This window comes from Pseudoalteromonas sp. A3 (assembly GCF_025942345.1).
Lineage (GTDB): Bacteria > Pseudomonadota > Gammaproteobacteria > Enterobacterales > Alteromonadaceae > Pseudoalteromonas > Pseudoalteromonas atlantica.
Genome location: NZ_JAPCKL010000005.1, coordinates 256,032 through 272,591 on the forward strand (window position 1 = coordinate 256,032; position 16,560 = coordinate 272,591).

Below are 16,560 nucleotides of genomic sequence, written 5' to 3' on the forward strand. Positions count from 1 at the left end.
TTATACTTTAAATGTATAAAGTAGGTTGTTTACTTTTTGAGAGCCGGCAACTAATTCTGCGGCATCTTTAGCAACGTCAAAACTTAAAGCTAAGTTTTCGTTACTCACCTCTTTTATATTATCTACATTATTAGCAATATCATGGCTCACCATCTGCTGCTCCTCTGCAGCCGTCGATATACTATTTGTTAGCAAAGCTATTTCACTAATTTGATTGAATATACTATCGAGCTCTTGGTGTGTTTGCTCGGTTGTTTGTACGCAGCCCTCAGCTTGTAGTTTTGTACTTTGCATTACCTTTGACCAATTAACCAATGTATCTTGTATATCTTTAATCGAGCTGTGAATTTGCCCCGTAGCACTTTGCGTACGAGAAGAAAGGGCACGTACTTCATCAGCAACTACGGCAAAACCACGGCCATGCTCGGCTGCTCTTGCGGCTTCTATTGCAGCATTAAGCGCTAGTAAATTAGTTTGCTCAGCAATACCTTCTATCTCATTCATTACTTGGCCTATTTTATCTGCTTCCTGCGCGAGGTTATTAGCCGTATTGGCAGCATGATCTACGTGGGTTGCCAGCTCCGATACCATTTTTTTGTTATCAGCAATATGTTGTTTTATATCCGCGCAGCTGTGCTGAGTCGAATTAACTTTGTCGGCGGTAGTTGTTGTACTATTCGAAATCTCACCAATAGTGGCGGTCATTTGCGCCATAGCAGTGGCGATTTGTGTAAGCTGTGTGCTTTGCGCCTCAATGCCTTTTTCGGTGAGCGTCGATTTATCATCTAGGTTTTCAGCAATGTTATTAAAGGCATAGGTAGCATCTTTTACGCGCCCCAATACAGTTCTGAGCTTAGCAAGTAACATTTGCTCTTTATAGTCACTCACACTTAGCGGCGAGTTATCGCAAAAAACATAGCGCGAGATAGAGTCAGAATGCTGTTTATAGGTGTTTAATTTAGCAGGGGTTGCCACTAGCTCTTGATAATTTAAGGCCAAAATAAACACGCAAATTAATACGTTGATAACCGCTGCCATGGTTGAAAAGGCAAACCCACTCATTATTAGCCAGCTAAATACAACGGCTAACGTAAGCATTTGGCGCAAGTGTGTGCGCTCTTTAAAATTAAAAGCGGCTTTACCGCTATTTAATTTTTCGTATAGTTTATGGGCTGTTAAAACATGTTTTTTATCTGGTTTTGTACGTACAGATTGATAGCCAACTAACTGATCACCTTCAAAGATAGGGGTTACAAATGCATCAACCCAGTAATAGCGCCCATCTTTACATCTATTTTTTACTATGGCGCGCCATGAGTGGCCGCTTTTTAGCGTACTCCACATTTCTTTAAATGCTGCTTTGGGCATATCTGGGTGACGCACAATATTATGATTTTTACCAACGAGCTCCTGGGCATTAAAGCCTGCTACATCGCTAAATGCCTTATTTGCATACGTAATGACTCCTCGTAAATCGGTCGTGGATACCAATTGCTGAGCATCACTAAAGTGAACCTCTTCATTTATTAAGCTTTGATTATGACGCATGTTAGTTTTAACCATCCTTTTTAATTAACTTGTCATTGTATTGGGTAAACAAAAGGAGGTGAAGTAAAGGCGCTGCGCTAAATAAAATTGTCATCAAAATTGCGACTTTTTATGATCTATATCAAATACTGCGTTTAAAATGTTAAAGCTTATGAAGTGTAATCTATTAATTCAGGGTCTTTATGTTTTGGGGCACGTTGATTTTTGGTGGCTGAATTTACAGCAGTGTGTTTGGTTTTTAGGCAAGGGGTAAGAGCAGGACGCGAAAGCTTTGTTCGGTTTTTACTTATTCTTACATGGATGTAAGTCATTAGAATAACGCAGGGCAGTTATCGAGCCCATTAGGTTACAAATATCGCGCCGCAATTGAATCGCCCTTAGTTTGGACAAATTTCAATTCACAAAGGCCAACACGCCCTAGCAAAGCGATTGTATATTAGCGTGAGCAGTGGCAAGATTAGCTTGCTGGTTGATGCTTATTGTATCAAGCGCATGCTCAACAGGGTAAATAGCTAAAAATTTTGAAAAATTATATTGTTCTTAACAATTTAATCTTGAGTATGGGCAATTAGCCCCCATAACCCTATGATTAAGCCACGTGGCCGAGGAAGCATTTTTTGACTATACATGATTTATCTAGCGCGCTAAACGCGTTATCAGCAACACCGCATCAGCACGCAATTAAAGGGATCAAACGTGGTATTGAGCGAGAGTCGTTGCGTATTAAAGGTAATGGCGCCATTTCCACTTTAGGACATCCTAAAGGCGTAGGTAGTGCATTAACAAACGGACATATTACTACCGACTTTTCAGAGTCATTACTTGAATTTATTACCCCTGTTAGTGAATCAGCAACAGAAACCTTAGCGCAATTAAAAGACCTGCAAAAGTTTACACTTGAGCACATGGGTGATGAGCTTTTATGGCCCATCAGTATGCCATGCTTTATTGAAGATCAAGATGACATCGTACTGGCTCAATTTGGTAACTCAAATACTGCGCGTATGAAAACCCTATACCGTGAAGGATTAAAAAACCGTTACGGTAGTATGATGCAAGCGATTGCGGGTGTTCATTTTAATATTTCTTTTCCAGAAACACTTTGGCAATCTTTACACACCTTAAAGCAAAGTGAGCAAAGCCTAGAAGCATTTATTTCGGATGGTTATTTAGCGCTTATTCGTAATTTTAAACGCGAGCTTTGGTTAATTAGTTACTTGTTTGGTGCCTCACCTGCATTATGTAATTCTTTTTTACAAGGTCGCAAAACTGACCTACCGTTTAAAAAGCTAGGTAAAGGCACACTTTATTTAGAAGTAGGCACCGCGCTACGCTTGGGTGATTTAGGTTACACCAACAGTGCGCAATCTTCATTACGCGTAATGTATAACTCGCTTGATGAGTACGTTGCTGGGCTTAAAAAAGCAATCAACACGCCTTCTGACTTATACGGCGATATTGATGACTACACCACAGCAACACCTAAGCAGCTTAATAAAAATATTCTGCAAATCGAAAACGAATTTTATTCGCCGATCCGCCCTAAACGTAATGCTAAAAGTGGTGAAAAACCAACGGATGCATTATTAAGAGCAGGCATTGAGTATGTTGAAATTAGAGCGCTGGATGTAAACCCGTTTAGTGAAACGGGCATTGATATAGAGCAAATTCATTTTTTAGATGTGTTTTTAACGTATTGTTTGTTGAAAGACTCTCCAGAAATGCAGTGGAAAGAGCAAGCCCGCAGCACTGAGAATTTAGACACAGTGGTTAATCAGGGGCGTCAGTTAGGTGTTATGCTTAACGACAACAACCAACAGCGTACGTTACAAAGTTGGGGGGGAGAAATTTTTGACCAACTAAGTGAAGTCGCTGAGCATATGGATAAGGCGTATGGGGTGACCTATTACAGCGAAACCATCGCACAAATGGCTACTTGGGTTGATAACCCTGCGCTGACTTTTTCAGGGCGTTATGTGCGCGAGCTAGAAAGTGCGGGTATAGATAACGGTTTATTTGCTATTCAATTGGCTAATAAATATAAGCAAAGCCATGCGCAAGCCAACTACAATGTGTTTTCTAAAGAATGGCTAGAGCAACAAGTTGTTCTCTCGGATAAAGCGCGAGAAGAAATAGAGCGCGCCGACACGCTAAGCTTTACTGACTTTTTAGATGAATATTTTAATGCCAAAGCACCCGCTTAAGTTTTTTTAAGCAAAAAAAACGCAGCCCAAGGTGGCTGCGTAAATATTCTTCAGGGATGAAACAATGCTATACTGCTGCATTCATATACTCAGACCCACGCTTTTTTAAAAAGTTCAGTGAGATCTTATAAAAATGAAAAAAAATGCAATTATTTTATCTTTTGCTCTCTCTTTAGCTGGGTGTGCCACTGCGCCGCCAAAGCAACCTAATGATCTTTGTAAAATTTTTGAAGAAAAGTCAGATTGGTACTTTGATGCAAAAGATGCACAAGAAAAATGGGGCTCACCTAAACATGTTCTTATGAGCATGATGTACCAAGAAAGTTCGTTTCGTCATGATGCCGCACCACCCATGGAGTATTTTTTATGGATAATTCCAACTGGGCGTGCCAGTGATGCTTACGGGTACTCACAAGCAAAAACTCCAACTTGGTCTGACTATATTCGTGAAACGGGTAACAGTGGGGCTGACAGAGATGATTTTGACGATGCAATCGACTTTATGGCATGGTTTGTTTATAAAACACATAAAGTAAATGGTATCTCTAAATGGGATGCTTACGCCCAATACTTAAATTATCACGAAGGGTGGGGCGGTTATAAGCGCGGTACCTATAAAAAGAAAAAGTGGCTAATGAGTGTCGCTAATAAAGTAAAACACCGCGCAAGCCGTTATGGTGCGCAGCTTAAACGTTGTGAAGAGGAGCTTGATAAAGGCTGGTTTGAGCGACTGCTTTTTGGCTAACTACATATATTAAAAGCAAAAAAAGGAGCCAAGGCTCCTTTTTTAATGCATTATTTACACTTACAACTTACGTTGATTTGGCTTAATTTTTACCTGTTTGATCATATTCTCTTTTACCTCTAACACCTCAACAGGGTAGCCGGCTATTTTAAGGCTTAAATTAGCATCTGGAATATCTTCTAGGTATTCTACAATTAAACCGCTGAGTGTTTTAGGGCCATCAAGAGGAAACTCCCAGCCCATCTCTTTGTTTAAGTCGCGCACGTTAGCGCCGCCATCAACAAGGTAAGAGCCATCGCTTTGTGTGGTCACTTCTTCACTTGGCGTACGAGTTTGCGTGGTAGTAAAATCGCCAACCACTTCTTCAAGAATATCCTCAAGGGTTACGAGACCTTGTATGTCGCCATATTCATCAACCACTATACCAATACGCTCTTTTGATTGTTGGAACTTTAATAGCTGGGTATTTAGGGATGTCCCCTCAGGAATAAAGTAAATCTCACGTACAGCACGCAATAATGACGGTTTATCAAATTGCTCTTTGGTTAAAAGACGAAGAGCGTCACGCGAATGAATAAAACCTACCGCGTCATCAATATTGTCGCGATAAAGTAATACACGGGTGTGCTGAGCATGAGTTAATTGGCGGCTAATGAGCTTCCAATCGTCGTTAATATCAATCGCCACTATTTCGTTACGAGGGATCATAATATCTTCAACGGTCACTTGCTCTAAGTCTAAAATAGAAGTCAGCATGCTTTGGTGACGAGCTGGCAGTAATGCGCCTGACTCATTTACCACTGTTTTAAGTTCTTCTTTACTCATGCTGTGCTCATCTATTTGTGCTGAGCTGATACCAAATAGACGTAAAATACCGTTGGTCATCCAGTTAACAACAACCACAAATGGGAATAGTATTTTGAGTAACCCTTTGAGAATTATAGAGCTTGGAAAGGCTACTTTTTCAGGGTACAACGCAGCAAGCGTTTTTGGGGTTACTTCTGCAAATATTAGTACCACTAGCGTTAACACACCGGTTGCGATACCAATACCTAAATCACCGTATAAACGAATACCAATGATAGTGGCTACCTGGGCAGCAGCGATATTTACAAGGTTGTTACCAATTAATATTAGGCCAATGAGTCTATCAGGACGGCTAAGTAATTTACTGACTCGTTTAGCTGCGCGATGTTCCTCTTTTGCAAGGTGGCGCAAGCGTATACGATTAATTGACATGATCCCGGTTTCTGAACCCGAGAAATAAGCAGAAAAAAGCACCAATAAACCTAAAATGATAAACAAGGTACTTGTCGATATGTCGTCCAACGATGGATCCTTTTTTTATAAACCAATGCGTATTAAGCTAGAGTGAGCTGACAGAGTCAAGTTAAAACTTATTTAACACCACTTCTTGTATAAAACGGCTGCCAAAATAAGCAAGTGTGAGGATAAATGCAGCGACCATGATGGTAATAACCACAGGTTTACCACGCCAGCCTTTTTTCATGTGCCCAAGCGCAACAGTGACAAAAATAACCCATGCGACAAGCGATAATATGGTTTTATGGATAAATTCTTTTGCAAACATCCCATCTAAAAACACAAACCCTGTTAATAAGGCAAAGGTAAGTAACACCGTACCTAAGTTTAATAGTTGATAGAGCTGACGTTCTACCACCATTAATGGTGGTAAATGGCTATGCACAATTGCTAAATCTTTACGTTTTAAGCGTTTATCAATAAAGTAAAACTGCACGCCGTATAAAGTGGCAATAATTAACACGCAATATGCTAACAGTGATAGCGATATATGTGTGATAAGGCCTATTTCAATATTAAAGCTTTGTAATAAAATATGGTGCGGTATAAACAAACTCGCAATGGTGAGTAGGGCTGCAAAGCCATAGACGACCGGTAACAGCAATGTAGCAGGGAACTTTAACGACACCGCAGTAACCGACACCACAATAACCCAGCAGGTCAGTAGTGCAACATTAACAATACTTAAATCTTGCCCGTCGGAGCGAAACACCGAATTAACCAACAGCAGCATGTGCGCTAGTATAGCCACGGTACTTAAAATAACCGTTACCTTTTGGCTAGGACCTTGTTGATGAAACAGGCGTGTTAACACGTGAGACGTTGCTAACACATAAAATAAACTGGCAATAATAGTTAAACTAATAATCAGCATTGTGCTTGGGCCACTTATAATTAGAGTCAAATAATTCTTGTTGTTATAAGCACATTGTATTTTATAGCAAAGCAATTGCATAGACCTAAAAAAAGAAACTCAATAAGCTGTGCTTCAATACTGTATTGTGCGCCATCATTTACGGTATACTGTTTTTAATTGAAATTTAATACTATTGCTCCCATCTAATAAGTAAAATGCAAATAAGCGTGAGCTTATTGGGTCAATATAAACGTCTTATCGGAACCGTTACATGTTTGAGAACCTCCAAGAACGATTAGGTAAAACCTTAAAAAATATTAGTGGCCGCGGCCGTTTAACAGAAGACAACATTAAAGACACGCTGCGTGAAGTACGTATGGCGTTTTTAGAAGCTGACGTTGCGTTGCCTGTTGTTCGCGAGTTTGTAAAGCAAGTTAAAGAACGTGCCGTAGGTGTTGAAGTAACTAAAAGTTTAAGCCCTGGCCAAGTATTTATAAAAATAGTGCGCGAAGAGCTTGAAAAAGCGATGGGTGAAGCCAACGAAGAGCTTAGCCTAAATGCACAGCCGCCAGCCGTTGTTATGATGGCTGGTTTACAAGGTGCGGGTAAAACAACCAGTGTTGGTAAGCTTGCTAAGTTTTTAAAAGAGCGTAAGAAAAAGTCAGTGCTAGTTGTTAGTGCCGATGTATACCGTCCGGCGGCTATTAAACAGCTTGAAACACTTGCCAGCGAAGTTGACGTGGATTTTTTCCCAAGTGATATTTCGCAAAAACCAGTAGATATCGCCACCGCTGCTATTTCTCATGCTAAAAAGAAATTTATAGACGTTGTTTTAGTCGATACCGCCGGCCGTTTGCACGTAGATAACGAAATGATGGGCGAAATTAAAGACCTTCATAAAGCAATCAACCCAATCGAAACATTATTTGTGGTTGATGCAATGACGGGTCAAGATGCGGCGAATACCGCTAAAGCATTTGATGAAGCGCTACCTCTAACCGGTGTTATTTTAACTAAAACAGATGGTGATGCACGCGGTGGTGCTGCTTTATCTATTCGTCATATTACCGGCAAGCCAATTAAATTTATGGGTGTGGGTGAGCGTACAGATGCACTAGAGCCGTTCCATCCCGATCGTATCGCATCGCGTATTTTAGGCATGGGGGATGTACTTTCATTAATCGAAGAAGTCGAAATGAAAGTCGATAAGGAAAAAGCAGCTAAGGTCGCTGAAAAAGTATTTAAAGGCAACGGCTTTACCCTTGATGATTTTGCAGAGCAATTAAAGCAAATGAAAAATATGGGTGGCATGATGTCGATGCTAGATAAGCTGCCTGGTATGCAAAACTTACCCGATGCTGTAAAAGGCCAAATGGGTGACAAAACCTTCATTCAAATGGAAGCAATCATCAGCTCTATGACCAAACAAGAGCGTGCGCGTCCTGAGATTATTAAAGGCTCTCGTAAAAAACGTATAGCCGCAGGCTCTGGTACACAGGTACAAGAGATAAATAAACTGCTAAAACAGTTTACGCAAATGCAAAAAATGATGAAAAAAATGAAAGGTAAAGGCGGCATGCAAAAAATGATGCGCGGCATGAAAGGCATGTTACCACCTGGAATGATGGGTGGCGGTGGCCCTAAATTTTAATGTAGCGCTTAAATAGCCGCTATATAATGTATAACAAAAGGGCTAATTGGCCCTTTTTTGTTGAATAAATTATGCGCGTGGTGCATGATAATCTATTAATTGTGGCTCAGATCACAGTTTAACCTACTAAAGTGGCTTTTTGCTTCACTTCTTACTTGCATTGTTGCTAAAAACTCGTACAATTCCCCAGCTCCCCATACTGGGGAGTAAATCTTATTAATGAAAACAGTCAATCTATTTAGAGGACGGTATGGTAACTATTCGTTTGCAACGTGGTGGCGCTAAAAAACGCCCTTTCTATCAAATTGTGGTTGCGGATAGCCGTTTCTCGCGTGACGGTCGCTTCATCGAGAAAATTGGTTTCTTTAACCCAATTGCTTCAGGTCAAGAAGAAAAACTTCGTTTAGATTTACCTCGTGTTGATCACTGGGTAGGTCAGGGCGCAGGTCTTTCTGATCGTGTAGCTAAGTTAGTTAAAGACGCTCGTAAAGCGGCTTAATAGGCGTAAGTGTAACCATGAGTCAAGAGAACACCTCATCAATTATTGTCGTAGGAAAGCTCGGTGCCCCATATGGTATAAAGGGCTGGCTTAAGGTACATTCATTTACTGATGATCCCCAAGGGATCTTCGATTTCAGCCCGTGGTTGATAGGGCAACAAGGTAAATGGCAGACCTTAGAAGTGGTCGACTGGCGTCGCCACAACAAAGGCTTTATCGCTAAAATTGCGCAAGTAAACGACAGAGACGAAGCAATGGCTTATACCCATGCTGAAATATCTGTTGATTCAGCGCAATTACCAGAACTCCCGCAAGGCGAGTTTTATTGGCGAGATCTCATTGGCATGTCGGTTGTAACTGATAAAGGTTATAATTTAGGCACTGTTGATGACCTGATGGAGACAGGATCGAATGACGTACTGGTTGTTAAGGCAAACAGTAAAGATGCATTTGGTCAAGCTGAGCGTTTGATTCCTTTTTTAACTGATTCAGTAATTAAAGAAGTTAAATACGAAGCGAGAGAAATTACCGTAGACTGGGATCCTGGGTTTTAATGACTCAAACTAGTTCATTATGGGTAGGGGTGATAAGCCTTTTTCCAGACATGTTTGATGCTATTACACACCAAGGTGTCACTGGTCGCGCAGTGAAAAATGGCTTAATTGACTTTAACTGCTGGAATCCACGTGACTATGCTTTAGATAAGCACAGAACCGTAGATGACCGTCCTTACGGGGGCGGCCCAGGTATGTTAATGATGGTTGAACCATTAAAACAAGCCATTCTTGACGCTAAAAAAGCGGCAGGTGATGGCGCAAAAGTAATTTATATGTCCCCGCAAGGGCGCAAATTAGATCAGCAAGGGGCTAGCGAACTCGCAAACTCTGAAAAGCTGATTTTGATTGCCGGTCGCTATGAAGGTATAGACGAGAGAATAATAGAGTCATACGTTGACGAAGAATGGTCAATTGGTGATTTTATTTTGAGTGGTGGTGAATTACCTGCCATGACATTAATTGATGCAGTAGCGAGATTAGTGCCAGGCGTGTTAGGTCATAACCAGTCAGCAGAGCAAGACTCATTTTCGGATGGCTTGCTAGATTGTCCTCACTATACACGGCCAGAAACATTGGACGACAAACAGGTGCCTGCTGTACTACTCAGTGGAAACCACCAAGAGATAGCAAAATGGCGGCTTAAGCAGTCATTAGGCAGAACTTGGCTACGACGTCCTGACTTGTTGCATAACCTAGCTCTGACTGAGGAGCAAGCGGTATTACTCGCACAATTTCAGCAAGAGTACCAAAAAGCTTGTGGCTAGAAGACAGTTACACCTAGGAAAGTGAGAAACATAATGGCAAAAGTAAACCAAAATATTATTAAAGCGCTTGAAGAAGAGCAGCTTAAAACAGACGTACCAGCATTCGGCGCTGGTGATACAGTAGTTGTACAGGTACGTGTAAAAGAAGGTAACAAAGAGCGTCTACAGGCCTTTGAAGGTGTTGTAATCGCTAAGCGTAATCGTGGTCTTCACTCAGCATTCACAGTTCGTAAAATTTCGAGCGGTGAAGGTGTTGAGCGTGTATTCCAAACGCACAGCCCTCTTATTGATAGCGTAACAGTTAAGCGTCGCGGTGCGGTTCGTCGTGCTAAGCTTTACTACCTACGTGAGCGTTCTGGTAAATCTGCACGTATTAGAGAAAAACTTAACTAATACGCGCTGTTTATCAACGCAAAGAAAACGGGTTGCAGCCTCACGGTTGCAACCCGTTTTGGTTTTTAAGTATTAAATAACATACTACCTCTTCACAAAAGCACCCCTCTGTATTAAGTAATCTTCACTTGCGTTGCTACATTAGCCTTTTAACCCATACTTGATCCTGTTAGTATTTAACGTATTGATTAGTTTACTTAAATGTAAATATATATTTACGAAATGAGTTGTTTATAGGTGGAATGAGAAACGTGGCTGAATTAAGTGATTTATCACAATTACGAGATGGCATTGATGAATGCGATGCGCAATTAGTTGCTTTATTTGCAAAGCGAAATGCAATAACCCAAAAAATTGGTGCTATTAAGCAGCAAAATGGCGCCCCCCTGCATGCCCCTGAAAGAGAAGCTGCTTTGCTCGCTGCTCGTCGTGATGAAGCGATTAAACAAGGAGTCAGCCCTGAACTTGTTGAAGACATATTAAGGCGCATGATGCGCGAAGCCTATCAAAACCAACAAGCTAAACTTGCCTGTGCAGCTCCTGATTTATCACCTATTGTAATTGTAGGTGGGCAAGGGGCAATGGGCCAGTTATTTGCTCAGCAGTTTATTCGTTCAGGTTATGAAGTTAAGATTTTAGATAAAGATCAGCAAAACGATGCTAAAGCCATTTTAGCTGGCGCAAAATTAGTGATGATCAGCGTGCCTATCAATGCACTTGAGGCCGTTGTTGCTAAGCTACCTAAACTTGATGATGACTGTTTGCTTGTTGATATTACCTCAGTTAAGCAATCACCCATTAAGGCATTAAAGGCGGCGCACTCTGGGCCCGTTGTTGGCCTGCATCCTATGTTTGGCCCTGATATTTCTCACTGGGTTAAACAAACTGTTGTTGTGTGTGAAGGCCGAGCGCATGATGCTGCGAAAGGCTTACTACAGCAGTTGCAAGTATGGGGTTGCCAACTTGTTGAGTTAGATGCTAAAAAGCATGATGAAGCAATGCAAATAATACAAGTAATGCGCCACTTAACGACCTTTGTTTATGGGCAGTTTTTAGCAAAGCAAAGCCATACGCTTGAGGAACTAAGAAGCTGCTCGTCTCCTATTTATCAGTTAGAGTTGATGATGGTAGGGCGTTTATTTGCGCAATCTCCTGAGCTATACTCAGATATAATGTTGGCCCAGTTTGATAATGTTGAGAGTTTATTAGCGCAATACCAAGAGACCTTTGCACAAACTCTTGAAAAGCTAAAAGCGGGAGATAAAGGCGCACTCATCGATGCATTTGCTGATGCTAAAGCGTATTTTTCAGACTCGACCGCGCACTTTTTAACGCAAAGCCGTAGCCTGCTAAATAAAGCAAATGACGCCAAGGTATTAGATTAAAAGGGTTAAAAATGTGTAGTTACTTAAGCTATACGTTGAAAGCATTTTAAATGAGCGATTAAAAAAGGGCCTACTTAGGCCCTTTTTAGTATTTGCGTGTTAGGTTAGGTATTTACACTCACAGCTTGTAAAGACTCACTTTGATAACAGCCTAAAACGCGTACATATTGAGTATGCTCTTTTAGCTCCTCTAAGGCATGTTGTACTTGGCTATCGGCAAGGTTTGCTTCTAAGTCTACATAAAACACTTCTTCCCACGGGTTACCCGGTACAGGACGAGACTCTAGTTTAACTAAGTTTATTTGATGTTGCTTAAACACCATTAGCGCATCAGCCAATGAACCTGCTTGTTGTTTAGTGGCCATAATAAGGCTGGTTTTAGTCGGTATTTGTTTAGATACCTGCAGAGGTTTGCGCGCCACCACGATAAAGCGGCTGTGGTTTTCACTTTGATTCGCAAGGTTTGATTTAATCACTTCAAGGCCAACGTTTTTACCTGCCTGCGCTGAGCCAATAGCCGCACTATTTGGCGTATTTAAAGCTGACTGAAGAGCACTTGAGGTTGAATCACAGGTTTCATGTTGTAAATCACCGAGGCCTTGTAAAAAGCGACTACATTGAGCAAATGGCTGAGGATGGGCATAAATTTTAGTTAATTGGCTTAATTCAGTATCTGGGGTGGCAAGTAAGCAGTGCTCTACACTGTGTGTAACTTCACCTACAATTGATACTTGAGCATGTTGTAATAAATCAAATACTTCGTTAATACTGCCCGAGCTAGTGTTTTCTATAGGCAGCAAACCAAAATCTGCTTGGCCATTTTCTACTTTGCCCGTAATTTCATCAAACGAAGTACAGCCAATTTCGACTAACTTACCAGGGCGGCGGCTAAAGTATTTATGACATGCTAGTTGACTGTACGAGCCTTGCCCGCCTAAGTAAGTAACGCGATGTGTTTCGCTTAATGCATCGGGGTTTAAGTTTTTTTGCAGCATGGCTTGCTGATGCAGCACAGAGTCTTCCAAAATGGTTTGAAAAACGTTATTCACATAATACGCATCTAGACCAAGCGACTTGCCATAACCAATCAGCTTTTCGAGTAAGGCTAGTTCGCGCGCTTCATCACGAATCGGTTTGTTATTCGCAATTTTATACTCAACAACACCGTGGCTAATACGGCGGCGCTTAGCTAATAACACCAATAGATCAGAGTCTATTTCGTTAATGTCGTGTCTGAGCGCGTTTAAAACATCGTTGGTCATTTTGGTTTCCTCATTCCAAAAATAAGTTGCTTAGTGCAACTAAAACAAAAAAGCCTCCCAAGTGGGAGGCTTTGCTATTCGATTGATTTTATCTCACAAACAGTTCAGCCTCTTTTATATAAAGAAGCTAAAAAAAGAAAAAAAAGTGCAAGATAAGATAATTTTCATGCTGTTAATGTATGAGGTGTTACTAGCAAAGTCAACAAGCAAGCCAGTTTAAATAGACATAATGAATAATTATCAGCTCCTAGCTAACATTTAGATAAAATTTACAAATAGTTTATAAATATGAATAGGGATCTGGTATATTTCAGGTATTAGCTAAAAATAACAACAACTAAAATAGTAAGGTTGGCCTGTGGTGTATAGACGCCCTCCATCGCGTTTTGGACTAAATTCTTTAAGTGTAAAGCTGTCGTTGCTTATATCTGCAATTTGTTTAATTGCCGGTGTGTGCGCTGCCGCGCTGATGCTTAAATCTGAAGAAAAACAATTAGTTTTCGAAGAGCATGAAGTACTTAAAAGCTCCACCGAATTACTTATCAGGCAATTTGACGCACTAATCAAAACAAAATCAGCCGTTGCCAAACAGGCTAATAATGTTGTGTCGGAGCAGCTATTTAGTGATAGTTCAGCAATCAATTTATCTAACAAAACCCAGTTACAATTTAATAGCGACGGCACTATACGCAGTGCATCGAGCGACGGCCTTTCAGCCGCATTTCTTCCTCAGCAGCATTATTCTCCTTTTTATAAGCGTTTATTTAATAACTCAGAGTCGTTATGGAAAGTCATTTCACCAACCTTAATTCACGACTTTTTTAATTTTTATATGATCACCAAAGACGATTTCATCCGTGTCTCGCCTCCCAATTGGGCGTTAAACGCACCGGCTGAACTCAGAGGCTCTAATGGTGCAACATTTAAGTATGTACAAAGTGATTTAAACCCCAGCAGAGAACCCGTTTGGTCTAAGGTTTATTACGATAAAGTATGGCATAAATGGGTTATTAGTTTGCTTGTCCCTTTGTATGTTGATAATGAATTTTTAGGCGTGACCGGCAGCGATATAGATTTAAACACGTTGATTTCATTTTTACCTGTGGGCGATAAAGAAAAACATTTACTGGTATTTGATAAAAAAGGCCAACTGCTTGCGCACCCGAGTCTTAACCCAGCGCTACAAGCAAGTTATGGCAGCAAGGATAAAACAATAACAACAAACGAATTTGTTAATCCGCAATTGCAAGCCATTATAAATGAAGCAATTACCATGAAATTACCAGAGTATGCTAATTCGTTTGTACAAAACGATGAAGCACACATTATTAATATTCGTAAAATTGATAAATTAGACTGGTATATTGGGGTTTATAAAAAACGCTCATCAACGCTCTCTGCTCTGCAAGATTTAAAACTGAAGTTTTTTGGCTTGTTTGTGCTTTATGCGGTCTTGGTTGCCTTATTGTTACACCAAGCGCTGTATCAGCTAGTGCTTCGCAGAATTCACACATTAGTACATGCAGTTACTGGCTTTGGTAAAGGGCAATTACTAACCGAATTCCCGCCAGAGAACAAAGACGAAATAGGCACGCTAAACGGCTCATTTAGAGATATGACCGTAGAAATTCGTAAGCTTATAGATGGGTTAAACCAGCGAATTACAGAAAAAGAAATTGCCGAGAAAGCCGCTAATAGGCTCTCTAAAGCCGTTGCCTTCTCAGGAACCGGTGTGGTGATCACCGATGAAAACTTTGTTATAGAATATGTTAATCCCAAAATGCTGGAGATGACAGGCTACCCAGAGAGCCACTTTAACCGTGCGCCGCTGTTGAATATTATCGCATCTGAGATGGCCATTTTGGTTGAAGATATCAATATCGACCTTCGCAGTAGAAACTACTGGCGTGGTGATACCTTGATTCAGGGCAATGATAAACAGCCTATTTGGGTATCGTTAAGTGTTTCTCCTATTCGCGAAGACGGCGGTGAGATCACCAGTTATGTAGCCTCCGCACAAGATATTTCGTTTGTTAAAGAAAGCCAGCGCAAAATGGAGCAGCTTGCGTACTTTGACACCTTAACGGGCTTAGCAAACCGAACATTTTTTAGAATGCAGCTGCGTAAATCAATGGCTTTGGCTGAGCGCGGCCATTATGCGTTTGCGCTTTTTTACTTTGATTTAGATGAATTTAAACGCATTAACGATACGTTAGGCCACGATGCAGGCGATCAGTTACTAATTGAAGTTGCTAACCGCCTTAAAGCACGCTTACGCGCCGAAGATACAATTGCCCGCCTAGGGGGCGACGAATTTGCTGTATTACTCAGTGGTATTGAAAGCCAAGAGCATGCCAGTGATGTCGCAAATACTATTCAAAAAACACTTAATGTGCCTATAAAGCTTGGCAATAACGAAGTGATAGTCAGCGCTAGTATTGGTATTACAATGGCCCCTTACGATAGCCTTGAAGAAGATCAGCTTTTAAAACATGCTGATTTAGCAATGTATGAGGCAAAAGCAAAAGGGCGTAATACTTACCACTTTTATAGCCAAGAGCTTAACGCGGCTGCCAATGAAAGGCTGTTCATTGAAAACGAATTACGCCATGCAATTAAAGAAAAACAGTTTGAGGTTTATTATCAGCCGCAAATAAATTCATTAACTCAGCACGTTGTAGGCTATGAAGCGCTACTACGCTGGTTCCACCCTGTAGAAGGGCTTATATCGCCGACCAAGTTTATTCCTATAGCTGAGGCAACAGGGCTCATTGTTGAACTCGGTGAGTGGGTACTACAGCAATCGTGCGAGTTTGCCGTGCGTTTAGCGCAAGCTGGACGAGATAACAACGTATCTATTAATTTATCGGCACGTCAGTTTAAAGACGCTAATTTAGTGCCCATGCTCAACAGTATAATTAAACAAACCGGGGTAAGTGCTAAGCGGTTACACTTGGAGCTTACCGAAAGTATGCTAATGGGCAATGTTGAAGCTGCCATTACGCAATTACATGAACTAAAAGCACTGGGCATTTCAATATCGATTGATGATTTTGGTACTGGCTATTCGTCACTAAGTTACTTAAAACGATTCCCGGTCGACATATTAAAAATTGACCGCTCGTTTGTAAAAGATATCCCTGCCGATTCTAATGACATGGAAATTACCGCCGCTATTATAGCCATGGCGCAAAAGCTTAAATTAGACGTAGTTGCAGAAGGGGTTGAAACGATTGAACAAGTAGAGTTTTTGCAAAATAATAATTGTTATATTGTGCAAGGGTTTTATTACAGCAAACCGATTGCTGAGAGCGAACTGCCAGCGTTATACAAAAACTTAAACGATACGCCTAACATTGTTAGTAGCAAATAA

At 40.9% G+C, this 16,560-nt stretch carries 13 protein-coding genes; 9 read left to right on the plus strand and 4 right to left on the minus strand.

Going from position 1 to position 16,560, the window contains the following annotated elements; genetic code table 11:
• Positions 1–1,548 (minus strand): methyl-accepting chemotaxis protein, encoded by a 1,548-nt coding sequence (locus OIZ54_RS11650; RefSeq protein WP_055253022.1) that lies wholly within the window; start codon positions 1,546–1,548, stop codon positions 1–3.
• 617 nt (positions 1,549–2,165) lie between these two features.
• Here OIZ54_RS11650 and gshA point away from each other — a divergent pair.
• Entirely contained in the window at positions 2,166–3,752 is a 1,587-nt protein-coding gene (gene gshA, locus OIZ54_RS11655; protein ID WP_096739939.1) for a glutamate--cysteine ligase, read from the plus strand.
• A gap of 133 nt (positions 3,753–3,885) precedes the next feature.
• The gene (locus OIZ54_RS11660) at positions 3,886–4,497 is read left to right on the plus strand and encodes a transglycosylase SLT domain-containing protein (protein WP_024031857.1); all 612 of its coding nucleotides are present in this window, start codon (positions 3,886–3,888) and stop codon (positions 4,495–4,497) included.
• Positions 4,498–4,557: 60 nt separating this feature from the next.
• Here the strand turns inward: OIZ54_RS11660 and OIZ54_RS11665 are convergent, their stop codons facing one another.
• The gene (locus OIZ54_RS11665; RefSeq protein WP_004587330.1) at positions 4,558–5,826 is read right to left on the minus strand and encodes an HlyC/CorC family transporter; all 1,269 of its coding nucleotides are present in this window, start codon (positions 5,824–5,826) and stop codon (positions 4,558–4,560) included.
• Between the two features lie 61 nt (positions 5,827–5,887).
• Complete coding sequence (locus tag OIZ54_RS11670) at positions 5,888–6,694, minus strand: inner membrane protein YpjD (RefSeq protein ID WP_024031858.1); 807 nt, start codon at positions 6,692–6,694, stop codon at positions 5,888–5,890.
• A 253-nt stretch (positions 6,695–6,947) separates the two neighbouring features.
• Between OIZ54_RS11670 and ffh the strand changes: the two genes are divergently transcribed.
• The 6 genes from ffh to tyrA all read left to right on the plus strand — a co-directional run bounded on the left by ffh (position 6,948) and on the right by tyrA (position 11,925).
• Positions 6,948–8,327 (plus strand): signal recognition particle protein, encoded by a 1,380-nt coding sequence (ffh, locus tag OIZ54_RS11675; protein ID WP_024031859.1) that lies wholly within the window; start codon positions 6,948–6,950, stop codon positions 8,325–8,327.
• A gap of 250 nt (positions 8,328–8,577) precedes the next feature.
• Positions 8,578–8,826, plus strand: a complete 249-nt coding sequence (gene rpsP, locus OIZ54_RS11680; protein ID WP_004587327.1) for a 30S ribosomal protein S16 — start codon at positions 8,578–8,580, stop codon at positions 8,824–8,826.
• 17 nt (positions 8,827–8,843) lie between these two features.
• Complete coding sequence (gene rimM, locus OIZ54_RS11685) at positions 8,844–9,380, plus strand: ribosome maturation factor RimM (RefSeq protein WP_004587326.1); 537 nt, start codon at positions 8,844–8,846, stop codon at positions 9,378–9,380.
• The gene (trmD, locus tag OIZ54_RS11690; RefSeq protein ID WP_004587325.1) at positions 9,380–10,147 is read left to right on the plus strand and encodes a tRNA (guanosine(37)-N1)-methyltransferase TrmD; all 768 of its coding nucleotides are present in this window, start codon (positions 9,380–9,382) and stop codon (positions 10,145–10,147) included. Before rimM ends, trmD begins: the two co-directional genes overlap by 1 nt.
• A 33-nt stretch (positions 10,148–10,180) precedes the next feature.
• Positions 10,181–10,540 (plus strand): 50S ribosomal protein L19, encoded by a 360-nt coding sequence (rplS, locus tag OIZ54_RS11695; protein ID WP_004587324.1) that lies wholly within the window; start codon positions 10,181–10,183, stop codon positions 10,538–10,540.
• A 251-nt stretch (positions 10,541–10,791) separates the two neighbouring features.
• Positions 10,792–11,925 (plus strand): bifunctional chorismate mutase/prephenate dehydrogenase, encoded by a 1,134-nt coding sequence (gene tyrA / locus OIZ54_RS11700; protein ID WP_264390444.1) that lies wholly within the window; start codon positions 10,792–10,794, stop codon positions 11,923–11,925.
• A 104-nt stretch (positions 11,926–12,029) separates the two neighbouring features.
• On the opposite strand, the gene OIZ54_RS11705 is transcribed toward tyrA, so the two are convergent.
• The gene (locus OIZ54_RS11705; protein ID WP_054982179.1) at positions 12,030–13,187 is read right to left on the minus strand and encodes a chorismate mutase; all 1,158 of its coding nucleotides are present in this window, start codon (positions 13,185–13,187) and stop codon (positions 12,030–12,032) included.
• Positions 13,188–13,545: 358 nt separating this feature from the next.
• On the opposite strand from OIZ54_RS11705, the gene OIZ54_RS11710 reads away from it, so the two are divergent.
• Complete coding sequence (locus OIZ54_RS11710; protein WP_264390445.1) at positions 13,546–16,560, plus strand: EAL domain-containing protein; 3,015 nt, start codon at positions 13,546–13,548, stop codon at positions 16,558–16,560.